General features: G+C 65.3%; 25 protein-coding genes. 16 read left to right on the forward strand and 9 right to left on the reverse strand.

Features of this window, described 5'->3' with window-relative positions; all coding sequences use genetic code 11:
• Positions 1–3: 3 nt before the first annotated feature.
• The 4 genes from F623_RS12995 to F623_RS13615 all read left to right on the forward strand — a co-directional run bounded on the left by F623_RS12995 (position 4) and on the right by F623_RS13615 (position 3,391).
• Positions 4–1,038 carry a hypothetical protein gene (locus F623_RS12995; RefSeq protein ID WP_018868104.1) on the forward strand — a complete coding sequence of 345 codons (1,035 nt, stop codon included), beginning with the start codon at positions 4–6 and terminating at the stop codon, positions 1,036–1,038.
• 155 nt (positions 1,039–1,193) lie between these two features.
• On the forward strand, positions 1,194–2,426 hold the full coding sequence (locus tag F623_RS0102040; protein WP_018868103.1) for a hypothetical protein: 1,233 nt from the start codon (positions 1,194–1,196) through the stop codon (positions 2,424–2,426).
• Positions 2,423–3,058 (forward strand): hypothetical protein, encoded by a 636-nt coding sequence (locus F623_RS0102045; RefSeq protein ID WP_018860955.1) that lies wholly within the window; start codon positions 2,423–2,425, stop codon positions 3,056–3,058. The genes F623_RS0102040 and F623_RS0102045 overlap by 4 nt, the downstream gene beginning before the upstream one ends.
• A 36-nt stretch (positions 3,059–3,094) precedes the next feature.
• Positions 3,095–3,391 carry a hypothetical protein gene (locus tag F623_RS13615; protein WP_018868102.1) on the forward strand — a complete coding sequence of 99 codons (297 nt, stop codon included), beginning with the start codon at positions 3,095–3,097 and terminating at the stop codon, positions 3,389–3,391.
• Positions 3,392–3,590: 199 nt separating this feature from the next.
• Here F623_RS13615 and hslU read toward each other — a convergent pair whose 3' ends face one another.
• The 8 genes from hslU to F623_RS13000 all read right to left on the reverse strand — a co-directional run bounded on the left by hslU (position 3,591) and on the right by F623_RS13000 (position 10,290).
• On the reverse strand, positions 3,591–4,925 hold the full coding sequence (gene hslU, locus F623_RS0102055; protein WP_018868101.1) for an ATP-dependent protease ATPase subunit HslU: 1,335 nt from the start codon (positions 4,923–4,925) through the stop codon (positions 3,591–3,593).
• Positions 4,926–4,970: 45 nt separating this feature from the next.
• Positions 4,971–5,513: an ATP-dependent protease subunit HslV gene (gene hslV / locus F623_RS0102060; protein ID WP_018860953.1), complete on the reverse strand. Its 543-nt coding sequence runs from the start codon at positions 5,511–5,513 to the stop codon at positions 4,971–4,973.
• Between the two features lie 180 nt (positions 5,514–5,693).
• Complete coding sequence (xerC, locus tag F623_RS0102065; protein WP_018860952.1) at positions 5,694–6,647, reverse strand: tyrosine recombinase XerC; 954 nt, start codon at positions 6,645–6,647, stop codon at positions 5,694–5,696.
• Complete coding sequence (locus F623_RS0102070; RefSeq protein WP_018860951.1) at positions 6,619–7,359, reverse strand: DUF484 family protein; 741 nt, start codon at positions 7,357–7,359, stop codon at positions 6,619–6,621. The genes xerC and F623_RS0102070 overlap by 29 nt, the downstream gene beginning before the upstream one ends.
• Positions 7,356–8,192 carry a diaminopimelate epimerase gene (gene dapF / locus F623_RS0102075; RefSeq protein WP_018868100.1) on the reverse strand — a complete coding sequence of 279 codons (837 nt, stop codon included), beginning with the start codon at positions 8,190–8,192 and terminating at the stop codon, positions 7,356–7,358. The genes F623_RS0102070 and dapF overlap by 4 nt, the downstream gene beginning before the upstream one ends.
• A complete protein-coding gene (locus tag F623_RS0102080) occupies positions 8,192–8,866 on the reverse strand; it encodes a trans-aconitate 2-methyltransferase (protein WP_018860949.1) in 675 nt (224 codons plus the stop codon). The genes dapF and F623_RS0102080 overlap by 1 nt, the downstream gene beginning before the upstream one ends.
• Positions 8,863–10,152, reverse strand: a complete 1,290-nt coding sequence (gene lysA / locus F623_RS0102085; protein WP_018860948.1) for a diaminopimelate decarboxylase — start codon at positions 10,150–10,152, stop codon at positions 8,863–8,865. The genes F623_RS0102080 and lysA overlap by 4 nt, the downstream gene beginning before the upstream one ends.
• The gene (locus tag F623_RS13000; protein ID WP_018860947.1) at positions 10,153–10,290 is read right to left on the reverse strand and encodes a lipoprotein; all 138 of its coding nucleotides are present in this window, start codon (positions 10,288–10,290) and stop codon (positions 10,153–10,155) included.
• A gap of 313 nt (positions 10,291–10,603) precedes the next feature.
• On the opposite strand from F623_RS13000, the gene soxY reads away from it, so the two are divergent.
• The 12 genes from soxY to F623_RS0102150 all read left to right on the forward strand — a co-directional run bounded on the left by soxY (position 10,604) and on the right by F623_RS0102150 (position 19,096).
• Positions 10,604–11,077 carry a thiosulfate oxidation carrier protein SoxY gene (gene soxY / locus F623_RS0102095; protein WP_018860946.1) on the forward strand — a complete coding sequence of 158 codons (474 nt, stop codon included), beginning with the start codon at positions 10,604–10,606 and terminating at the stop codon, positions 11,075–11,077.
• A 46-nt stretch (positions 11,078–11,123) separates the two neighbouring features.
• The gene (gene soxZ, locus F623_RS12790) at positions 11,124–11,408 is read left to right on the forward strand and encodes a thiosulfate oxidation carrier complex protein SoxZ (RefSeq protein WP_038040115.1); all 285 of its coding nucleotides are present in this window, start codon (positions 11,124–11,126) and stop codon (positions 11,406–11,408) included.
• 150 nt (positions 11,409–11,558) lie between these two features.
• Positions 11,559–12,152: an imidazoleglycerol-phosphate dehydratase HisB gene (gene hisB / locus F623_RS0102105; protein ID WP_018860944.1), complete on the forward strand. Its 594-nt coding sequence runs from the start codon at positions 11,559–11,561 to the stop codon at positions 12,150–12,152.
• 28 nt (positions 12,153–12,180) lie between these two features.
• On the forward strand, positions 12,181–12,837 hold the full coding sequence (hisH, locus tag F623_RS0102110) for an imidazole glycerol phosphate synthase subunit HisH (RefSeq protein ID WP_018860943.1): 657 nt from the start codon (positions 12,181–12,183) through the stop codon (positions 12,835–12,837).
• Between the two features lie 10 nt (positions 12,838–12,847).
• On the forward strand, positions 12,848–13,579 hold the full coding sequence (gene hisA, locus F623_RS0102115) for a 1-(5-phosphoribosyl)-5-[(5-phosphoribosylamino)methylideneamino]imidazole-4-carboxamide isomerase (RefSeq protein ID WP_018860942.1): 732 nt from the start codon (positions 12,848–12,850) through the stop codon (positions 13,577–13,579).
• Position 13,580: 1 nt separating this feature from the next.
• Entirely contained in the window at positions 13,581–14,372 is a 792-nt protein-coding gene (gene hisF, locus F623_RS0102120) for an imidazole glycerol phosphate synthase subunit HisF (protein WP_018860941.1), read from the forward strand.
• Entirely contained in the window at positions 14,372–14,749 is a 378-nt protein-coding gene (locus tag F623_RS0102125; RefSeq protein WP_018860940.1) for a phosphoribosyl-ATP diphosphatase, read from the forward strand. Before hisF ends, F623_RS0102125 begins: the two co-directional genes overlap by 1 nt.
• A 73-nt stretch (positions 14,750–14,822) precedes the next feature.
• Positions 14,823–15,125 (forward strand): twin-arginine translocase TatA/TatE family subunit, encoded by a 303-nt coding sequence (tatA, locus tag F623_RS0102130; protein WP_018860939.1) that lies wholly within the window; start codon positions 14,823–14,825, stop codon positions 15,123–15,125.
• A gap of 44 nt (positions 15,126–15,169) precedes the next feature.
• A complete protein-coding gene (tatB, locus tag F623_RS0102135; protein WP_018868099.1) occupies positions 15,170–15,877 on the forward strand; it encodes a Sec-independent protein translocase protein TatB in 708 nt (235 codons plus the stop codon).
• A complete protein-coding gene (gene tatC, locus F623_RS0102140) occupies positions 15,874–17,064 on the forward strand; it encodes a twin-arginine translocase subunit TatC (protein ID WP_018868098.1) in 1,191 nt (396 codons plus the stop codon). The genes tatB and tatC overlap by 4 nt, the downstream gene beginning before the upstream one ends.
• A gap of 116 nt (positions 17,065–17,180) precedes the next feature.
• Positions 17,181–18,731, forward strand: coding sequence for a 2,3-bisphosphoglycerate-independent phosphoglycerate mutase (gene gpmI / locus F623_RS0102145; RefSeq protein ID WP_018868097.1), 1,551 nt, complete (start codon positions 17,181–17,183; stop codon positions 18,729–18,731).
• Positions 18,732–18,739: 8 nt separating this feature from the next.
• Complete coding sequence (locus tag F623_RS0102150; RefSeq protein ID WP_018868096.1) at positions 18,740–19,096, forward strand: cupin domain-containing protein; 357 nt, start codon at positions 18,740–18,742, stop codon at positions 19,094–19,096.
• 20 nt (positions 19,097–19,116) lie between these two features.
• On the opposite strand, the gene F623_RS0102155 is transcribed toward F623_RS0102150, so the two are convergent.
• A complete protein-coding gene (locus tag F623_RS0102155) occupies positions 19,117–20,802 on the reverse strand; it encodes a serine/threonine-protein kinase (protein ID WP_018868095.1) in 1,686 nt (561 codons plus the stop codon).
• Position 20,803: the final 1 nt, after the last annotated feature.

Here is a 20,803-nt window from a genome sequence, read left to right on the forward strand (position 1 = left end):
GCCATGGCGTGGCTGATCCCCTATGTGATCGCCTTTTTGGCGGCCGTCGGGATCCTCTCCGAGCGCCGCCGGGCATTACTCCCCACTCGGGTGAGATACGCGGCAGTAGTTTTGGTGACGCCCCCAGCCTTGATGCTTGGTGTCGGTGCTTTTTTGGGGTCAAGCCCCGGCGAAGGCGCGTTCGTCGTCGTGGTTCTGCTGGCTTTTGTAGTCGCCCCGCTGGCCTTGGCGTGGCATTTCCTCCGCCGCCACCCTCATCCGGGCACGCCCGACCCCGGGCTCAAGAGCTTCCGTCTTTCGGTCGGTGCCTGGCCGCGCCATATCACGATCCTGGGCATCCTGGCTTTCGTGGTTGCGGGAGTGATGGGGACTCTCAATCCTCTGACGCAGCTCGTCTACGACCGTATCGGTGCGGACCATCTTGAACAGGAGGTGGTCCGTGCCGAGGTCGCCGGTCAGCACTTCGACATCCCGATGGGGTACTTCTTCATGGAGGGGTATGCCAAACGCGGCTACTGGCCCCGGGCAAAGCAAGGGCGCGTCGAAGTCGAAGCTCTGGCCTTCAGCGCCCTTCTCCCCGATCTCAGGCCCTACCATCCCGACGAGAAACACCTCTGGAATATCGATGGAGGGGGACGCGGTGATCGCATTGACGTAACGATTTGGGCAGAAGACTTCACCGAGAACAACGTGCGGGCCATGCGAAGGGGGCTTGACGACCGGGATCAACGCCTGCCCGCAGAAGCTGCGAAACCCTATGGCATTGAGTTGGACAATCAAGGCCTGGACGTTTTTCGGGGCGCTGGTGTCCGTTTCCTTCCTCGGGATGAATCCGAAGCATCCGTTATCTATTGCGCGGATCCCGAGAATGTGCCCTCCCCCTCCTGTAGGGCAAAGAGCGCGTTCAGCCATGGCATCGCGCTCGAGTATCGCTTCTCCCTCAAGTACCTTCCCGAGTGGCGCCGAATCGATCATGACGTAAAAAAACTTGTCGACCAGCTCCGGGCGCCTGGTGACGTTGATGACGCTTCGGATTAGGTTCAGTTGATCTCGAATCGCGTGCATATATTGCCGGGGCGTCGCCACTCCATGCGGCCCTGGGCGCGGCTGGATCGGCTCAGTTCGTGTTTTCATCTGGCAGGGAAAAGGATGACCACATTGCCTGATGCCGCCCCACTTGCCGAGGTGTTGCCATGGTGTGGCTGATCCCCTATGTCATCGCCTTTTTGACGGCCGTCGGGATCCTCTCCGAGCGCTGCCGGGCACCGTCCCGCACACGCATGATCTACGCGCTAGTGGTGCTGGCGGCGCCCCCGGCGCTGATGGTTGCCGGCAAGGCCTTTTTCGGGCCGGAGTCCGCGATAATCGCCATGATCGCACTGACCCTGCTGGCCTTCGTGGTTGTTCCCTGGCTGATTGCCTGGCACTTCCTGCTTCGACACCCTCATCCTGGGACCGCCGACCGGGACCTGAGGAGTTTCCGCCCTTTCGTCGGGGCCTGGCACCGGCACATCCTGTTCTTGGGTATCGCGGCCTTTGTCTTCGTTGGCGTGATGCTGACCCATAATCGTGTTACTCAATGGCTCCACGGCTATGTCGTGGTGGAGAGCCTTGATGTCGGTCCCCACGATTCAACGGCCTCGATCCGCAAGGCGAACATCAACGGCGTGCCGATTGCGATTCCCTCCAATTACCTTGCTCTGGTCGGCATCGAGTACAAGGATCAGAGCGCCTGGGCGCCACGAAGTCCGGATACACCGAAGCCCGATGAGCTCACCTTCGAGGACGATGCGCAGGCCTTCTCCCTATACGTTCGCTGGCCAGACATGGTCCCGAGAAGCCCGGAGACACAGTCCAGCTTCTGGACCAGGGATGACCCTGATGGCGATGTCTGGCTGTTAATCGGCGTGGTGGCGATTTCCGACTTTCGTCGCGATGGCCAGTTTTCGTATGAACTTCTCCGTGAGCGCGGTGATTGGGCCCCCGCCCTTCGAGGAGTCATGCAGAGACTCGACGAGGGTGAGCGCATCACTCATGAGTGGGATGATGAGAAGGGGCGTTACAAATATCTGAAAAATGTTCGGTATGAAATGAGGGGGCGCGACCCCGAAACCGGGCTCCAGTGGGCGCAGCCTGTGGGGCCGGGGACGGATAAGCTCGAGTTATGGAACCAGACGCTTTATTGGAAGGGTGACGTCGACGGTGTTGTGACCGACTATTTCCAATGCCGGGCCGGAAGTGCGGCGAATCCCGATTTTATTCATACATGCCGCTATAAGTTCACCATTCCTGAATGGGGGGCCCGCGTAGCGTTTCGGTTTCCACGCGACAAGCTTGTCGCGTGGCGCGAAATGAAGGTGGCCGTGCGCGATCTCATTCTGGGCCTTGAGGTGGACTCCGTGGAGAACGCAGAAGAGGGCCCGTGAGCATTCGTGAATCGCTCATCGAGCTTCTGACGAGATACCCCGGGCCGACAGAGGCCGAGGCCCGCCGTTGGCGGTACGCCCTGATGGCAATGGGTGCGTTCGCGCTTCTCGCCGAAGGGGTCCTCGTCTACATCCTTTATTACATGGACCCTGCAGCGCCGCCATTCTGGCTGGCCGCTCCGGCGGGCTGGCTATGGGAGCATGTTCCCGCCGCGCGTGGGTTCACGAACAGCTCCTACGGCCTTCGCGCACAGATGCCGTACGTATTTGTGGTGTTTTTCGTCTTGGTGGTCGCTACTGCTGCGCTGGTAGCCTGCTGTAATCGCCGCGGATCGATCTTCGGCATGGCAGTCAATTTTCTCCAAGAGGGGATCTTTAGGCAGGGGGTTATCCTCGTCGCGATGCCCATCGTGTACTACGCCGTTGCCTTTTTCGTCCTTTCTTCCGATCTGGAGGCGGTTTCGAGCCCGAGTGAGCGATCGTACCGGCATTACGGTTTGTTTTTCGAGACCGAGATGGGTGTTGCGACTGTCTGGGTGCCGCTGGCCTTGTTCTGCGGTTCCTTCATCGGGGTCCATCTCTCGATGATCGCGGAGATTCCGAGGCTTCTCAGGGCCGCCCGCGTTGGTTGACCTCCCTTGCTAGCGGATCCAGGAAGGTAATCGTCCATGTACACCGTGGCTTACTTTTCGCTATGGCTGTCTTTTCTTTTTGTCTGGGCGGCCCCTTTCAGCCTGATCATTCTTGGGTCCCGTAGACGCGCGGGCCTGGGGGCGCGGATGTCCTACGCAGGTCTGACCTTGCTGGCCCCGTTTGTGGTGTTCTTCCTGGGGGCTCTGGGTGTCTGGTATGCGCCCGAAGGCGTGCCACGATGGCTCGAGATGACGTTGGCGTTCTACCTCCCGCTTGTGACGCCTTATATGGTCCGTGCCCTGTTTGTGTTTCGCCGGCCGGTTCATGCGTAACGAACCGCGCCTATTTCGGGGAGGGTTGAATATGCCGTGAAATGGGCGCTGAAGGCCGCCACCATTCTGCTGATGGTGTCGCCCTGTGGCCCCACGCCACGCGGGGAGTGGATGGAGGCGAGCCAAACTCGCCAGCGTCCCCGGCGTGAACTTGTTGGCCCTGCCGCTCGGGGTAGGGGACGGTCGGCAGGGCCGGGCTTTAGAGGATGTAGCGGGAGAGGTCCTCGTTTTCGACCAGGTCGCCGAGGCGTTCGTCGACGAAGCTGCGGTCGACGATGACGGCGCCGTCGACGTCCGGGGCGCGGTAGGCGACGTCTTGCAGCAGGCGTTCGAGCACGGTGTGCAGGCGGCGGGCGCCGATGTTCTCGGTGCGCGCGTTCACGTCGTGGGCGATCTCGGCGAGGCGGCGCACGCCGTCTTCCTCGAAGCGCAGTTCCACGCCTTCGGTCTTCATCAGTTCGGTGTACTGCTCGGTCAGCGAGGCGGTGGGTTCGGTCAGGATGCGCACGAAGGCGTCCACCGACAGTGGGCCCAGCTCGACGCGGATCGGGAGTCGGCCCTGCAGCTCCGGCACGAGGTCGGACGGCTTGGACAGGTGGAAGGCACCGGAGGCGATGAACAGGATGTGGTCGGTGCGGACCATGCCCAGCTTGGTGGAGACGGTGGTGCCTTCGATCAGCGGCAGCAGGTCGCGCTGCACGCCCTCGCGCGAGACCTCGCCGCTGCTGCCCTTGTCGCTGCCCTTGGCGACCTTGTCGATCTCGTCGAGAAAGACGATGCCGCTTTGTTCGACGCGGTCGATCGCCTGCAGCTTCAGCTCTTCTTCGTTGATCAGGCGCGCGGCCTCTTCCTCGATCAGCAGCTTGCGCGCCTCGGCGATCTGCAGCCGGCGCGAACGGGTCTTCTGGCCCCCGAGGTTCTGGAACATCGACTGCAGCTGGCTGGCCATCTCCTCCATGCCCGGCGGGGTCATGATCTCCACGCCGTGCGGGTTCTGCTGCACCTCGATGTCGATCTCGCGCTCATCCAGGTCGCCCTCGCGCAGGCGCTTGCGCAGCTTCTGGCGGGTGTCGCTGTTGGAGTCGTCCTGCGCGGATTCGGTGAAACCGGCGTTGCGCGGGCGGGGCAGCAGGGCATCGAGGATGCGCTCCTCCGCCGCGTCTTCGGCCTTGACGCGGTTCTCCTTGATGGCCTCGTCGCGCAGCTGCTTCACCGCGGCCTCGGCGAGGTCGCGGATGATCGATTCGACGTCGCGGCCGACATAGCCGACCTCGGTGAACTTGGTCGCCTCGATCTTGATGAACGGCGCGCGGGCCAGCTTGGCCAGACGCCGGGCGATCTCGGTCTTGCCGACGCCGGTCGGGCCGATCATCAGGATGTTCTTGGGGGTGACCTCCGGTTGCAGCTCCGGGGGGAGCTGGCGGCGGCGCCAGCGGTTGCGCAGGGCGATGGCGACGGAGCGCTTGGCCTCGTCCTGGCCGATGATGTAGCGGTCCAGTTCCTGGACGATCTCGCGGGGGGTCATGTCGGTCATGGCAAAAGGGGCCTTGGTCGAATCGTTCGTGTGGGGCCGGGCGCGTTATTCCGCGTCCAGGCTCTCCAGTGAGATGTTGTGGTTGGTGTACACGCAGATGTCGGCGGCAATGTTCAGCGACTTCTCCACGATGTCGCGGGCCGACAGGTCGGTGTTCTGCAGCAGGGCCTGGGCGGAGGCCTGGGCGTACGGACCGCCGGAGCCGATCGCGATCAGCGCGTTTTCCGGCTCGATCACGTCGCCGTTGCCGGAGATCACGAAGGAGTTCTCGCGGTCGGACACGGCCAGCAGGGCCTCCAGCCGGCGCAGGGCGCGGTCGGTGCGCCAGTCCTTGGCCAGTTCGACCGCGGAGCGGGTGAGGTTGCCGGAGTGCTTCTCCAGCATGCCCTCGAAGCGCTCGAACAGGGTGAAGGCATCGGCCGTGCCGCCGGCAAAGCCGGCCAGGATGCGGTCGTGGTAGACACGGCGCACCTTGCGCGCGTTGCCCTTCATCACGGTGTTGCCAAGCGATACCTGGCCGTCGCCTCCGAGGGTGACGGCGCCGTCCTTGCGGACGCAGACGATGGTGGTGCCGCGAAACTGTTCCACGGGCGCTCTCCTTTGTGCTGCGGTGGGGGTCGGCCGCCTGCCTCGTTGCTCTGCGAGGCCGCCAGGGGCTGCTCGCAAACACTAGGGAGTCAGGCTGTGGCGACGCCCGGGGTTTTTGCGGTCCGGAAGCGGTTGGGTCCCGGTCGTTGCTGTTGGTTCCCCGCCCGGAGAAAGCTGGACTCAGCGTTTGCCTGGCGAACGGTCTCTCCGGGCACGCGGGTGGGCGGCATCATACACCTGTGCCAGGTGCTGATAGTCGAGATGGGTATAGATCTGGGTGGTTTCAAGGTTGGCGTGACCAAGAAGTTCCTGAATGGCTCGCAAATCGCCACTCGATTCCAGCAGATGACTGGCGAAGGCATGGCGCAACCGGTGCGGATGCAGGCGCACGTCCAGCCCGGCGCGCCGGCCGGCCTCGGCCACGCGGCGCTGGACTGCGCGGTTGCCGATGCGGGCGCCGCGGCGGGTCACGAACAGGGCGCGTTCGTCGGGTGCGGCCCAGTCGCCCCGGCGCTTGAGCCAGCTGCGGATCGCATCACGTGCCACCCGCCCCACCGGGACGCTGCGCTCGCGCCGGCCCTTGCCGAGTACGCGTACCAGCCCGGTATCGAGGTCGAGATCCATCAGGTCCAGCCCGGTCAGCTCGGACAGGCGCAGCCCGGAGGAGTACAGCAGCTCCAGCATGGCCTGGTCGCGGGCGGCCAGGATCGGGTCGAGGTCCTCGGCCGGGGTCAGGGCCTGCTGGGTCTGGTCGACGTCGAGATCGCGCGGCAGGGCGCGTCCTGCGCGCGGTCCGCGCAGGCCGGCGGCGGGGTTGGCCGGCATGCGGTTGTGTTCGACCTGATAGGCGAAGAAGCCGCGCGCGGCGGACAGGAAGCGCTGGATGGAGCGCGGGTGGCGGCCCTGGCGGGCGAGCTGTCCGGCGATGCGGCGCATGTCCGCGGCCTTGAGATCGGCCCACGGGCCCGTGTGCAGGTTGCGCAGGCGATTCAGGTCGCGCCGGTAGGCATTGACGGTATGCGGCGAATGTCCGCGAACATCGCTTAAATGCCCCAGAAAGGCCGCGATGTCCGCATCCTGTGGAGGGATAGAATCGGTCGCCGCCTCAGGCGGCGGCGTGGGTCCGCTCGACATGGCAGCGGATCGATTCGGCCAGCAGGTCGCCGATATGGGTGACGAAATAGATGCCCATGTCGGGCTGGAAACGGTCCGGGGAGTCGCTGGCCAGCCCCAGTACCCCGATGCGGTCGGACTCGTCGCCCAGTGGCATCAGGATCGCGGAGCCGATGCCGTCGGCCGAGTCGAACAGCACGTCCAGCATCTCGCCCGGAACGCGACCGCACTGAGCCTTGCCGCGCGCGAACAGCGGGTCGAACGTGCTCAGTTCGCCGGATTCCAGGGCATGCAGGTCGTCCACCTCGCGGTCGGCCAGGCGGATGCTGACGCGCTCGGCGCCCAGCTCGTTGCGCAGGGCGTCCTGGGTTAGTGCCAGTACGGCATCCAGGTTCTCGGCGCGCATCAGGGTCTTGGCCAGTTCGTGCAGGTGCTGGCCCATGCGCTCGTTGTCGCGGGCGCGTTCGACCAGTTCGCCCATGTGCTGCTCCATCGCGCGGTGCTTCTCGCGCAGCAGGGCGACCTGGCGCTCCATCAGCGATACCGCCCCGCCGGCCGGGTGCGGCAGGCGCAGGATGTCCAGCAGTGGCAGGTGGTCCTGGAAGAAATCGGGGTGATCGCGCAGGTAGGCCTCGACGTCGGCCGCGGTAAGCGTTTTGTTGTTCTTGTCGTCCGTCGCCTGCGGCTTGGGGGTCTTCGTAGTAGCAGAGGCGTTGGAGGATTGCCCAGTCATAGATCGATCCAGCCGTTGAAAACCGTGGTGGCCGGTCCGGTTAGCCAAACCGGGGCTTCGGCCTGTGCGTTCCAGCTTAGCACAAGGGTACCGCCCGGCAGCGAGACTTCAACCTCGTCGTCGACCAGGTCGCGCCGGCGCAGGATGGCCATCGCGGCGGCCGCGCCGCTGCCGCAGGCCAGCGTCTCGCCGACCCCGCGCTCGAAGACCCGCAGGCCCACATGGCCGCGGTCGCGCAGCGCGGCAAAGCCGACATTCACGCGGCGTGGGAAGCACTCATGCCGTTCGATCAGCGGCCCGACCTCGGCCACGGGCGCGCTCGCGACGTTGTCGACCAGCAGCACCGCATGGGGATTGCCCATGGACACCGCGCCCAGCGTGATCGCGTGGCCCTGCACGTCCAGGGTGTAGGCATCGGCCTCGTGTTCGGCGACCAGCGGGATCTGCTCGGGCGTGAACACCGGCCGCCCCATGTTGACCCGCACGCGCTCGTCGTCCTCCACATGCAGCACGATGCGTCCGCCCAGGGTCTCGACCGGGATCTCGCGGGCCTCGGTCAGGCCCTGCTCGCGCACGAAGCGGGCGAAGCAGCGCGCACCGTTGCCGCACTGCTCCACCTCGGAGCCATCGGCATTGAAGATGCGGTAGCGGAACAGGGCCTGCACCGGGTCGCCCGGGGGCTCCACCAGCAGGATCTGGTCGCAGCCGATGCCGAAGTGGCGATCCGCCAGATGACGCAGCGTCGCTTCGTCCAGGTGGACGTCCTGGCGCGTGCCGTCGATGACCACGAAGTCGTTGCCCAGCCCGTGCATCTTGGTGAATTCCAGGCGCATCAGGTGGCCTCCGGCAGCTGCCCGAAGATGATCATGTGCCGGTCCGAGGTGGCGCGGACGGTGAAGCCGTCGAGTCCTGCGTCGGCCAGCTGCGCGCGTACCTCGTCTGGCGTGAAGGCCGCGTGCAGGGAGTGTTCGAAGTCGCGGCGCAGCACGTCCGGGTCGTTGGCTGCGTACTCCGCGACCAGGGCTTTGACCGCTGTCTCCGAGTTGGGTCGCCGCAGGTCCATGACGAACACGGCTGCGCCGGACGCGCCATCGCGCCGGATGGCCTGCCACAGCACGGTCGGGTCATGCAGGTGATGCAGCAGGGAATTGCTGATGATCGTGGCATACGGGGCGCGCGGGCCGCGCGCCGCGGGCAGGCAGCCCTCGGCCAGGTGTACGCGCGGGGCGGCCGGGTGGTCGGCCATCAGCACGTCACCGGCGGCCAGCATCGCGGGCGCGCCGTCGAGCCCGTCGACCTCGCAGGCCGGGTAGCGTGCGGCGAAGCGCAGCGAGACATCGCCCGGCCCGCAGCCGAGATCGAGCACAGGGCCGCTGATCGGGCCCGGGAAGGCCTCGGCGAAGGCGTCCACGAAGCCTTCGTGCGGCGTGGCGAAGTCGGCCTCGGCATAGGCGCGGGCCTGCTCCTGCTCCAGCATCAGCTCTGGTTCGGGCCGGCGCGGGATCACGGGTCCACCCTCCCGGGCGGGGCGTCGTCGTCCGGGTCCTGGGGCAGCATGCTCTCGCGCATCATCAAGTGATCGACCTGCTCGCGTCGGTTGATGACCTGGAAGTGGTCGCCGTCGACCATGATTTCCGGAGGGCGCGGGCGCGAGTTGTAGTTGCCGGCCATGACATAGCCGTAGGCACCGGCCGAGCGCACGGCCAGCAGGTCGCCGGCGGCCAGCGCCAATTCGCGCTCGCGGCCGAGGAAGTCGCCGGTCTCGCAGACCGGGCCGACGATGTCGTAGGTGCGGGTCTCGGTGTCCTTGCGCTGCACCACCGGGATGATCTCCTGCCAGGCGCCGTACAGGGCCGGGCGCAGCAGGTCATTCATCGCCCCGTCGACGATCGCGAAGTCGTGGGCCTCGGTATGCTTCAGGTACTCCACCCGGGTCAGGAACACGCCGGCGTTCGCCGCGATCGCGCGGCCCGGCTCCAGCAATACCTTCAGCGGGCGCTCGCCCATCACCTCGCGCAGTGCGCTGGCCCAGGCGTCCGGCTCTGGTGGCGTCTCGTCGCGGTAGCGCACGCCCAGCCCGCCGCCGACATCGATATGTTCGAGCTCGATGCCGTCTGCCGCCAGCTGGTCGACCAGTGCCAGCACCCGCTTCAGGGCATCGGTGAACGGATCGATGCGGGTCAGCTGCGAGCCGATGTGGAAATCGACGCCGGTGGCCTCCAGGTGCTGGCTGTTACGCACCCGAGCATACAGGGCCGGCGCCTCCTCGATGGCGACGCCGAACTTGTTCTCGCGCAGGCCGGTGGCGATATAGGGGTGGGTCTCGGCATCGACGTCCGGATTGACGCGGATCGAGACCGGCGCGGCCGCGCCCACCTCGGCCGCAACGGACTCCAGCCGTTCCAGCTCCGAGGCGGACTCGACATTGAAGCAGTGGATGCCGACGTCCAGCGCGCGGCGCATCTCGGCCGCGGTCTTGCCGACGCCGGAGAACACGACCTTTGCCGGGTCGCCGCCGGCGCGCAGCACGCGTTCCAGTTCGCCGCCGGAGACGATGTCGAAGCCGGCGCCCAGGCGTGCGAGCACGTTCAGCACCCCCAGCGCGGAGTTCGCCTTCACCGCGAAGCAGACCTGGTGCGGGGTGCCGATCAGGGCCTCGCTGAACGCGCGATAGTGCCGCTCCAGCGTGGCGCGGGAATAAACGTAGGCGGGTGTGCCCACCAGTTCCGCGAGGCTGTCGAGGGCGACGCCTTCGCAGTAAAGGGTGTCACCGTGATAGTCGAAGTAATCCATTCAGCGGCGCTCCTCGGTGGCGTCGTCGTCATCGGGCAGGTACAGATCGCCCTTCTGTCCGCAGGAGGCGAGCATTTGCATCGTGCCAAGCACGACCACGACCGCAATCAGGAGCCACTGGGCCTTGCATGAACGCATGTTCGTTCCGGGGTGTCGTTGCAATGAAGGCCGATAGTGTGCCATTGATACGGCGCTGGCTTCAGGTCCATCCGTCGTCATTCACCCGATTTTGAGCCCTTGGTGATTCGTTCATCATCGATTCAGCGAACTTTGGGAGGATGAACCTGCCAGACCAGCAGAAGACCACTGAAGCTGGTCAGCGATGGAGCCCGACCCAACGGAATAGAACCCCGAGGGTCGCCGTCCAAAGCAACAGGCGTGAACACGGGCAACCGTAAAAACGCCGCCGGATAACCCGGAACTGACCCAAAAAAGATGAGAGGAGATCTCCATGATTAGCACCAAGCGTCGTGTCTTCCTGAAAGGCACTCTCGCCGCCGGCACTGTCGGCGTGGCTGTTGGGGCTGGCCTGCTGGCTCCGAGCAAGCTGCTGGCCGCCTGGCCGTCCGAAATGTTCGAGGCCGAGGGCCTGGACGCCGCGATGGAAGCCGCGCTCGGCTCCAGCGATATCCCGGACAGCGACGATATCGACCTGAGCGCCCCGGAAATCGCCGAAAACGGCGCCGTGGTCCCGGTCTCCGTCGAAACCGGCATGGACGACGTGAGCGAAATCGCCATCTTCGTCGAGAAGAACGATTTCTCCCTGAGCGGCCGCTATGTCCTGGCCGACGGCACCAAGCCGAAAGTGTCCAGCCGTATCCGTATGGGCGAGTCCTCCAACGTGATCGCCGCCGTGAAGTCTGGCGATGACTGGTACAAGACCGTCCGCGAAGTGAAGGTCACGGTCGGTGGCTGCGGCGGCTAAGGCCGACCCTGAACCGCTGATCTGAACCCTATTGGAGGAATAAGATATGTCTATTCGAGTTCGCGCCCAGGAAAGTAACGGCGTTGTCAATGTCCGCGCTCTGATGAGCCACGACATGCTGGTCCCCGATGATGACGGTGGCCCGCACTTCATCGAAACCGTGGAAATCAAGCGTAACGGCGAAGATGCCGTGACCGCCCACTGGAACTTCACCGTCTCCCGCAACCCGTTCCTGCAGGTCGAGTTTGACGGGTCCGCCGGTGACACCGTGTCCGTCTCCTGGACGGACAACAAGGGCGAATCCGATTCGACCGAAGTCGAAGTCGGCTAAGGAAGCCTCGCTTCCTGAAGTCCAGCCGGGGCCCTCGGGCCCCGGCTTTTTTTTGTCCGCTGCATGACGAATGGAGGCCGCGAACCGCCGTGCGTACCGGGGCGCGGCCAGCCTTGCTACACTGAGCCTTTGCCGCGTTGAATCGGGATCATGACTGAACGTACTGCTAGCGTCCGCCGCGACACCCTGGAGACCCAGATCGCCGTCGAGCTTAACCTTGATGGCACGGGCACCAGCACACTGGAAACCGGTGTCCCGTTCCTTGACCACATGCTCGACCAGGTGGCTCGCCACGGGATGGTCGACCTCGCCGTGCGTGCGCAGGGCGACCTGCACATCGACGCGCACCACACCGTCGAGGATGTCGGCATCACGCTCGGGCAGGCGCTGACGAAGGCCCTGGGGGACAAGAAGGGCATTCGTCGTTACGGCCATGCCTACGTGCCGCTGGACGAGGCCCTGGCGCGGGTGGTGATCGACTTTTCCGGACGTCCGGGGCTGGAGATGCATGCCGACTTCCGGCGTTCGCACATCGGCGAGTTCGATGTGGATCTCTTTCACGAGTTTTTCCAGGGCCTGGTCAACCACGCCTGGATGACCCTGCACATCGACAGCCTTCGCGGAGACAACGCGCACCACGTGGCCGAGACGATCTTCAAGGCCTTCGGGCGTGCCCTGCGCATGGCGGCCGAGGCCGATCCGCGCGCGGAGGGGATCACCCCGTCGACCAAGGGCAGTCTGTAACGCGAATCACGGAAGGGATCTCCCGGCCATGGAAACAGTTGCCGTCATTGACTACGGCATGGGTAACCTGCACTCGGTGGTTCGCGCGCTCGAACACGAGTCCGGCACCGACCAGCGCATATTGCTGACGGACGACCCGGACACCCTGCGCGAGGCAGACCGCCTGGTCTTTCCCGGTCAGGGAGCGGCTGGCGATGCGATGCGGGCGCTGGGTGCCCGTGGACTTGATCGTCTGTTGCCCGAACTGGCTGCGGATCGACCCTTCCTCGGCCTGTGTCTGGGGCAGCAGATCCTGATGCAGCACAGCGAGGAGAGCGGCGGGGTCGATCTTCTGGGCATACTGCCCGGGCGAGTCGTGCGCTTCCCGGAACGCGAGGGCCCGGAGGGGCGGCGCCTCAAGATTCCGCACATGGGGTGGAACCGGGTGCTGCCGGCCGGCGATCATCCTTTGTGGCACGGTTTGCCCGAGACGCCGTGGTTCTATTTTGTGCACAGCTATCGCGTGTTGCCGGAGAGCGAGGCGGATGTCGCCGGGCGCACCGATTATGGCGAGACCTTTGCCTCGGCACTGGCGCGGGGCTCGCTGTTTACGATGCAGTGCCATCCGGAAAAAAGCGCCGCCTGCGGGCTGCGCCTGTTGCACAACTTTCTGCGCTGGGACGGCGAGGGTCCCGGGGCCGTGTGAGGAGTCGAAGATGCTGGTCATTCCCGCAATCGATCTGAAGGAAGGCAAGTGCGTGCGCCTGCGCCAGGGCAAGATGGAGGATTCCACCGTGTTCGGCGAGGACCCGGTGGAGATGGCGAAGCGCTGGGTGGATGCTGGGGCCGAGCGGCTGCACATCGTCGACCTGGATGGTGCCTTCGCGGGGCATCCGCGCAATGCCGAGGCCGTGCATGCGATCGCCGAGGCCTTTCCCGACCTGCCGATCCAGATTGGCGGCGGGATTCGCGACGAGGACACCGTGCAGGCCTACCTGGACGCCGGAGTGGAGTTCGTGATTATCGGCACCCGGGCAGTGAGCGCGCCGCACTTCGTCAATGATCTGTGCCTGGAGTTTCCCGGGCGCATCATCGTCGGGCTGGATGCGAAGGACGGCAAGCTGGCCGTGGATGGCTGGTCGAAGCTGTCGCACCACGACGTGATCGACCTTGCCCAGCATTTCGAGGCGGATGGCGTGATGGCCTTCGTCTATACCGATATCGCCCGCGACGGGATGATGAAGGGACCCAACGTGGAGGCCACTGCCCGCCTGGCGAGCAACGTGCGGGTGCCGGTCATCGCGTCGGGGGGTATCAGTTCGCTGGATGATCTGCGCCAGCTCGCCGAGAACGAGGAAGAAGGCATCATGGGGGCGATTGTCGGCCGTGCGCTGTACGAGGGTGCGTTCACCCTTGAAGAGGCACGCAAGGCGGCCTCCGGGGGCTGAGATGCTGGCCAAGCGCATCATCCCCTGTCTGGACGTCGATGCTGGCCGAGTCGTCAAGGGTGTGAACTTCGTGGGTATACGCGATGCGGGCGACCCGGTGGAAGTCGCGCGACGCTACAACGCGCAGGGCGCGGACGAGATTACCTTCCTGGACATCACGGCTTCCAGTGACGACCGCGACACCATCCTGCATGTGGTTGAGGAGGTCGCGCGCGAGGTCTTTATCCCGCTGACCGTCGGTGGCGGCGTGCGCGCGGTGGAGGACATCCGACGCCTGCTCAATGCCGGCGCCGACAAGGTCTCGATTAATACCGCCGCCGTGCACCGCCCGGAGCTGGTGCGCGAGGCGGCCGACTGGGTCGGTAGCCAGTGCATCGTGGTGGCGATCGATGCCAAGCGGGTCAGCGCGGAAGGCGAGCCTCCCCGCTGGGAGGTGTTTACTCACGGCGGGCGTCGCGAAACCGGTCTGGAGGTCGTCGAGTGGGCGCAGCGGATGGAGTCCCTCGGGGCCGGCGAAATCCTGCTGACCAGCATGGATCGTGATGGCACCCGGATCGGGTTCGACCTGGAACTGACCCGGGCGGTCAGCGATGCGGTGGGTATCCCGGTCATCGCCTCCGGTGGCGTGGGCGAACTGCAGCACCTGGTCGAGGGCGTGACCAAGGGCCATGCCGATGCGGTGCTGGCGGCCAGCATCTTCCATTTCGGTCAGCACACGGTGGGCGAGGCCAAGGACGCAATGGCCGCGGCGGGCGTGCCGGTGCGGCCCAATGATGTCGGGGTGGTCGCCTGATGGCCGGCGGTAAGGCGCAGTCCCCGACAGGTAACGAGCTTCTGAGCGCGCTGGCCGAGGTGATCGAGCAGCGGCGCCGGGCCGACCCGGAGCAGTCCTACGTGGCGAAGCTGCACGCCCGGGGGCTCGACGAGATGCTGAAGAAGCTCGGCGAGGAGTCGGCGGAGACCATCATCGCCGGCAAGAACGACGACAGCGACGCGCTGGTATCGGAGATGGCTGACCTGTGGTTTCATAGCCTGATTGTGCTCGCGGCCCGGGGCCGTCACCCCGACGACGTCCTCGACGAGCTGGCGCGGCGCTTCGGATTGTCCGGTATCGCGGAAAAGGCCGCGCGACGGGCCAGTGGGCAGCGCTCCGACAAAAACGATAAATAAAACGCTGCGTATTGATTGTGGGCCTGGCGCCGTTCAGGCTTATCCCAAAGTTGAATGATCTTGGAGAGAGTCCATGGGTATTGGTGGCATCAGCATCTGGCAACTTCTTATTATCCTGCTCATCGTCGTGCTGCTGTTCGGCACGAAGAAGCTGCGCAACATGGGCGGCGACGTCGGTTCCGCGCTGAAGAACTTCCGTCAGGCGGTCAAGGATCCGGACGGCCAGAACAAGCAGGATGAAAACGCGGAAGGTCAGGATGACGAGACCCCCGAGGTCGAAGACCAGACGGGCGACAAGGGGCGTGTAGTCGACGGCGAGGCGAAGAAGAGCTCGGAGAAGGACACCGAGACCTCGCAGTCGGACAAGAAATCCTGATCCGCGCCACGCGCGGGAACACCGGACTCGAGCGGCCCTAGCGCATGTTCGACATCGGTTTCTGGGAAATCATCATCATCGTGCTGGTCGCGCTGCTGGTCGTGGGACCGGAGCGGCTGCCCGGCCTTGCGCGCGAGATAGGGCGCTGGGTGGGCAAGACCCGGCGTTTCGTGCACAGCGTGCGCTCCGACTTCGAGCAGGAGCTGCAGACGGAAGAGTTGCGCAAGATGCTCAAGAGCCAGGAGCGCGAGATCCGCCAGCTCAAAGGCACGGTGGAGGAGGCCGAGAAGGATCTCCGCGAAGACCTTGAGGAAACCGAAAAGGATCTGCGCGAAGATATCGAGGGCAAGGCCGCCACGCGCAAGGGCCTGGCAAAGGACGAGCAACGTGCCCTGGATGACAAGGCCGCTTCCGCCAAGCCGAAAAAGCCGGCGGTACGCCCGCGCCGCACGCCCGCCACCGACGAGGCAGAGGGCGAAGCCGACTCCGACTCGGATAATGGCGAGGCCCCGGTCCGGCGCGTGCCGACCCGGTCGGGTATGGACGGCAACCTGATGACCGACGATCCGGCGCTGGAAGCCGAGCGCAAGGCGCGAGCCGGTGAGGCCGACCGACCCAAGCGCAAGAAACCGGCGGTACGCCCGCGGCGGACCGGGAAGGCGGCTGAAGCCGAATCCGCGGATCACCCGGATGCGGCCCCGGATCAAGACGACTCCACTCACGACGACCAGGCCCCCGACAAGCACTCATGAGCAAGACCAAGCCGGAGGTCGAACCGAGTCCGGAGGCCACCGAAACCCTGCTCACGCACCTGATCGAGCTGCGTGACCGTATCCTCAGGATGTTCATCGCCATTCTGGTGGTGTTCCTGGTGCTGTTCCCGTTCGCCAACCCGATCTATACGTGGCTGGCCGATCCGCTGATGCAGCACCTGCCGGAAGGCACCAGCATGATCGCGATCGACGTGGCCGCGCCGTTCCTGATCCCGTTCAAGCTGGTGCTGCTGCTGGCGGTGGTGATCAGCATCCCGTACCTGCTCTATCAGGTCTGGGCGTTTGTCGCGCCGGGGCTGTACAGCCACGAAAAGAACCTGGCCGTGCCGCTGGTGGCCTCGTCCACCATCCTCTTCTACCTCGGCATGGCGTTTGCCTACTTCGTGGTCTTCCCGCTGATCTTCGCCTTCTTTACGGCGACGGCGCCCGAGGGTGTCGCGGTGATGACCGATATCTCCCGCTATCTCGCGTTCGTGATCATGCTGTTCATCGCGTTCGGGATCGCGTTCGAGATGCCGGTGGCGACGATCCTGCTGGTCTCGCTGGGCGCGACGACGCCGGAGAAGCTCGCCAAGAAACGCCCCTATGTGATTGTCGGGGTGTTCCTGGTCGGCATGGTGCTTACGCCGCCAGATATCATCTCGCAGACGTTGCTGGCGTTGCCGATGTGGCTGCTGTTCGAGATCGGCCTGGTGCTCTCGCGCATCATGGAACGCAAGAAGGCTCAGAAGCGTCGCGCGCAGGGGGGCGATGAGCCCGATGACTTGAGTGATGATTCGGGTGATGGTCCCGATGATCCGGGTGATGGTCCCGGTGGCGGGGGCAAGGGTGCGCCCGGCGGGGCCCGACGCAAGGGCGCGGCCGCCGCAGCCACGGGTGGAGCGGCAACCTCCAGTGACGGCGCCCGGGAGACCCCGGCCTCCGCGCGCGCCGGCTATACCCCAATGACCGACGAGGAGATGGACGCCGAGCTGGACCGCATCGAGGCGGAGCAGGCCGAGCTCCAGCGTCAGCGGGAGGCCCGCAAGTCCTCGCGTTCCCAGGCCGACGAAGCTGCCGAGTCGGACTCGACGAAAGGCGGCAATGCGCAAGAATCTGCCAGCGACGATGTCCCGGGTGAGGAAGGGCCATCGCAGGACGACTATGACGAGGGCCGTTTTCGTTAGGAGACGCTGACGTGCTTCACACGTCCGCGCCTCCGGGAATTCCTGTAGCGTCCATACGCGCATCGGAACTTGCTAAAATGCCCTGATAACCCATTGACCCAGGTAACGAACCCGCGATGGCCGACCCGCGTCCGACCCCCCGCCGCCCTGTCCTGCTGATCGTCATGGACGGGGTGGGAGTAAACCCCTCCAAGGTGAACAATGCCTATGCCGAGGCCAACACACCCCGCCTCGACGAGTACCTGTCCACCCATGCCCACACCACGCTGGATGCCTGTGGCCGGGCCGTCGGACTGCCGGATGGGCAGATGGGCAACTCCGAGGTGGGGCACCTGACGCTCGGCGCGGGCACCGTGATCAACCAGGATCTGGTGCGCATCGACGATGCCATTTCCGAAGGCAGCTTTTTCGAGAACGATGCCCTGGTCAGTGCGGCAAGAGCGGCTGCCAATAATGACCTTCCGCTACACCTGATCGGCCTGGTCTCCGATGGCGGCGTGCACTCCCATATCCGCCACCTGCGCGCGCTGGTCGAGATCTGCCAGCGCGAGGGCGCGCGCCCGATGGTCCACATGATCACCGACGGGCGCGATACGGCGCCGCGCTCCGCGCTCAACTACCTCGACCCGCTGGAAGAAGAACTGGCGAGCGCCGGCGGGGCTATCGCCACGGTTTGTGGCCGCTATTACGCCATGGATCGCGACAAGCGCTGGAGCCGCACCGAAAAGGCCTTCCGCGCAATCGCCTACGCTGAAGGCGAGCCCGCCAGCTCTGCGCGCGAGGCCATCGAGGCCGCCTACGCCGCCGGCGAGGACGACGAGTTCATCAATCCCCGCATCATCAATGGCGGGGCCCCGCTCGGACAGGATGCGGTTTGCGTGTTGTTCAACTTCCGCAACGACCGGCCGCGCCAGCTGACGGCGGCGCTGGGTCTGGACGACTTCGACGGCTTCGATCGGGGAGATTTCCGCCCGGTGGCCGAGACCTGCCTGACCGAGTACGACCCGCGATTCCTGTCGCCGATCGCCTTCCCGCCGGAGCGTCCTTCTACCACCCTGGGGAGCACCATTGCGTCGGCCGGCATCCCGCAGTTTCACTGCGCAGAGACCGAGAAGTACGCCCACGTCACCTTCTTTTTCAATGGCGGCAAGGAAGAACCGTACGCGGGTGAGCAGCGCGTAATGGTGCCCTCGCCGGCGGTGGATACCTACGACGAGCAGCCGGAGATGAGCGCGGTCGAGGTGGCCGACGAGACCATCCAGGCGATGGAGAGCGGTCGCTACGGCTTCATCCTGGTCAACTTTGCCAATGGCGACATGGTGGGCCATACGGCCAAGCGCGAGGCACTGATCGAGGCGGTGGAGGCGCTGGACCGCGAGGTCGGGCGCGTGCTGGATGCCGCGAAGGAGGCCGGGTATTCCGTGATCGTGACTGCCGACCACGGCAACTGCGACGAATATGTCGACCCGGTGACGGGTGACCCGCACACTCAGCACACGATCTACCCGGTGATGTGCATGATCACCGACTCGCAGCGCTGGCGCCTGCGCACCGGTGGCGGCCTGGCCGATGTGGCCCCGACCGTTCTGGAGCTGATGGGTGTGCCCAAGCCTGCGGCGATGGGCGGGACCAGCCTGCTGCTCGAGGAAGTCCCGGAGCCCGCGTGAGGCGGATCATGCACACGCGCTACACCGACATCCCGGCCTATGACACGAAGGACGGCTCCGAGATTCGCGAGCTGATGCACCCGGACAGCCACGGCAATGCGGCTCAGAGTCTGGCAGAAGCGGTCGTGGAGCCGGGTGCGACCACGCACCTGCATCGCCATGCGAAGACCGAGGAGCTCTATCACATTACCCGCGGCCGCGGCGAAATGCGGCTCGGCGAGGAGACCTTCGAGGTGACCGTCGGGGATACCGTCTGCATCCACCCAGGCACCCCGCACAACATCCGCAACATCGGGGCCGAGCCACTGCATATCCTGTGCAGCTGTTCGCCGCCTTACTCGCACGACGACACCGAGCTTCTGTAATCGGGGGCGTCCCGCCCGGCTCAGGCCGGTGGGTTGCGTTCCGAGCGTACTGACTCCGCTTTTTCCTCCAGTACCAGTGTTCGCTCGCTGTCGGCTTCCGCACGCGGGTCCTGTCGTGGAGCCTGGCGCTGTTTCACCCGGGCCTCGAGCGAGTCCGCCATTGCGTTGTAGGCGGCGTATACCCGCTCGAAGTCATCGCGACGCTGCGTGCGGATGCGTGTGTCCAGTCGACCCTGTCCGATCTGATCCAGGGCGCCGCGCAGGGTATCGAGGGGTGCCTGCAAGCGTCGGGCAAGCACATAGGCGCCGATCGATACGGCGAGCAGCGTCACCAGTGCCAGCAACGTCAGGGCCAGGAGCGTGGTCTGGTTGGCGGCGCGCAGCGATCGGGTCGAAAGCCCCACCTGCAGCCGCCCGATCTCCATCTCCTGGAAACGCACTGGGGCCTCAAACACGAACATCTCGCGCCCGTCCGGGCCCTCCCTGGCCCAGATCGCCTGTTCCCCGCGTCGGGTCAGCAGATGTTCGTCGGGAGGCGACTCAAACGCACCGCCAAGCGATGAGTCGTCACTGCTCGCCACCACTCGTCCCCGGTGGTCGGCCACACTCAACAGCGCGATCTCGCGATTGTTCTGCATGTCGCGCAGCCGTCCCTGTACGGCAACAGCATCCTCCAGCAGCAGGTCTTCCGCACTCTCCACCGAGATGATCTGCGCCAGTGTGGCGCCGTAGTCAAAGGCCAGGTCGGTGAGCACCTCGTTTTGTTTTTTCTGTACGAGGGTGCCGGCGAACAGCAGGGTGATGGCTACCGTCGCCCCGAGTATCGCGGGCCAGCGCCAGCGCAAGGGGATGATCCGTCGGCCGGCTCCGGCACGCTCGCGTTCCAAGCGCTCTTCATCGATACGTTGCAGGTCCACCAGCAGTTCCCCGGCCGACTGGTAGCGCTGCTCTGGCTGCTTCTCCAGCAGGCGTTCGACCAGGTCGATCAGCTCGGGCGGGCAATCCCGGACAACCGGCCGCAAGGGCGGTGCCGGGTCGCGCACCACTCGGGTCAGCAGCCCCTCCACCTCGTGTCCGCGAAATGGTGTCGAACCCGTGAGCAGCTCATACAGGACGACGCCCACCGAGTAGAGGTCCGCGCGGGCATCGGTGGGTCGGCCGTGAATCTGTTCCGGAGCCATGTAGTGGGGCGAGCCGGCGACATAGCCGTCCGAGCCGGCTCGCCAGGCGGGGTCGTTCAGCGTTTGGGCGATGCCGAAGTCCATCACCTTGATGTTCACCGTGGCGCTGGTGACGAGGATGTTCTCCGGCTTGATGTCGCGATGCACCACACCATTGCGGTGGGCGTAATCCAGCGCCTCGGTCAGCTGGATCGCGATCTTCAACACGTTGCGCAGCAGCAGCGGGCGAAACTGGCTGGCGAATGCGGCGAGCGTGATGCCGTCCAGCAGTTCCATTGCGATGAATGGGCGATCGTCGGACTCGCCGACATCGAAGATCGTCACGATCCCCGGATGGGTCAGCGTACCCGCCGCGCGGGCCTCGGCCAGAAACCGTCGGCGATACTCGGGCCGGCTGGCGTAGTCATCCTGAAGGTACTTGATCGCAAGTTCGCGCCGAATCTCCGGGTCGTAACCGCGATAGATCACGGCCATGGCCCCGCGGCCGATCTCCTCGCCTACGCCGTAGCGACCGATCCGCTGCACG

The organism is Thioalkalivibrio sp. ALD1, assembly GCF_000381245.1.
In the GTDB taxonomy this organism is placed as follows: domain Bacteria; phylum Pseudomonadota; class Gammaproteobacteria; order Ectothiorhodospirales; family Ectothiorhodospiraceae; genus Thioalkalivibrio.

Bases quoted from the DNA above. Each gene is read 5' to 3' on its own strand.
- F623_RS12995 (WP_018868104.1), top strand. From the start codon at position 4: ATGGCGTGGCTGATCCCCTATGTGATCGCCTTTTTGGCGGCCGTCGGG.
- F623_RS0102070 (WP_018860951.1), bottom strand. From the start codon at position 7,359: ATGACTGGGCAATCCTCCAACGCCTCTGCTACTACGAAGACCCCCAAG.
- lysA (WP_018860948.1), bottom strand. From the start codon at position 10,152: ATGGATTACTTCGACTATCACGGTGACACCCTTTACTGCGAAGGCGTC.
- dapF (WP_018868100.1), bottom strand. From the start codon at position 8,192: ATGCGCCTGGAATTCACCAAGATGCACGGGCTGGGCAACGACTTCGTG.
- tatC (WP_018868098.1), top strand. From the start codon at position 15,874: ATGAGCAAGACCAAGCCGGAGGTCGAACCGAGTCCGGAGGCCACCGAA.
- F623_RS13000 (WP_018860947.1), bottom strand. From the start codon at position 10,290: ATGCGTTCATGCAAGGCCCAGTGGCTCCTGATTGCGGTCGTGGTCGTG.
- hslU (WP_018868101.1), bottom strand. From the start codon at position 4,925: ATGACCGACATGACCCCCCGCGAGATCGTCCAGGAACTGGACCGCTAC.
- tatA (WP_018860939.1), top strand. From the start codon at position 14,823: ATGGGTATTGGTGGCATCAGCATCTGGCAACTTCTTATTATCCTGCTC.
- hisB (WP_018860944.1), top strand. From the start codon at position 11,559: ATGACTGAACGTACTGCTAGCGTCCGCCGCGACACCCTGGAGACCCAG.
- F623_RS13615 (WP_018868102.1), top strand. From the start codon at position 3,095: ATGTACACCGTGGCTTACTTTTCGCTATGGCTGTCTTTTCTTTTTGTC.
- hisH (WP_018860943.1), top strand. From the start codon at position 12,181: ATGGAAACAGTTGCCGTCATTGACTACGGCATGGGTAACCTGCACTCG.
- hisA (WP_018860942.1), top strand. From the start codon at position 12,848: ATGCTGGTCATTCCCGCAATCGATCTGAAGGAAGGCAAGTGCGTGCGC.
- soxZ (WP_038040115.1), top strand. From the start codon at position 11,124: ATGTCTATTCGAGTTCGCGCCCAGGAAAGTAACGGCGTTGTCAATGTC.
- tatB (WP_018868099.1), top strand. From the start codon at position 15,170: ATGTTCGACATCGGTTTCTGGGAAATCATCATCATCGTGCTGGTCGCG.
- F623_RS0102150 (WP_018868096.1), top strand. From the start codon at position 18,740: ATGCACACGCGCTACACCGACATCCCGGCCTATGACACGAAGGACGGC.
- gpmI (WP_018868097.1), top strand. From the start codon at position 17,181: ATGGCCGACCCGCGTCCGACCCCCCGCCGCCCTGTCCTGCTGATCGTC.
- F623_RS0102125 (WP_018860940.1), top strand. From the start codon at position 14,372: ATGGCCGGCGGTAAGGCGCAGTCCCCGACAGGTAACGAGCTTCTGAGC.
- hisF (WP_018860941.1), top strand. From the start codon at position 13,581: ATGCTGGCCAAGCGCATCATCCCCTGTCTGGACGTCGATGCTGGCCGA.
- xerC (WP_018860952.1), bottom strand. From the start codon at position 6,647: ATGTCGAGCGGACCCACGCCGCCGCCTGAGGCGGCGACCGATTCTATC.
- F623_RS0102040 (WP_018868103.1), top strand. From the start codon at position 1,194: ATGGTGTGGCTGATCCCCTATGTCATCGCCTTTTTGACGGCCGTCGGG.
- soxY (WP_018860946.1), top strand. From the start codon at position 10,604: ATGATTAGCACCAAGCGTCGTGTCTTCCTGAAAGGCACTCTCGCCGCC.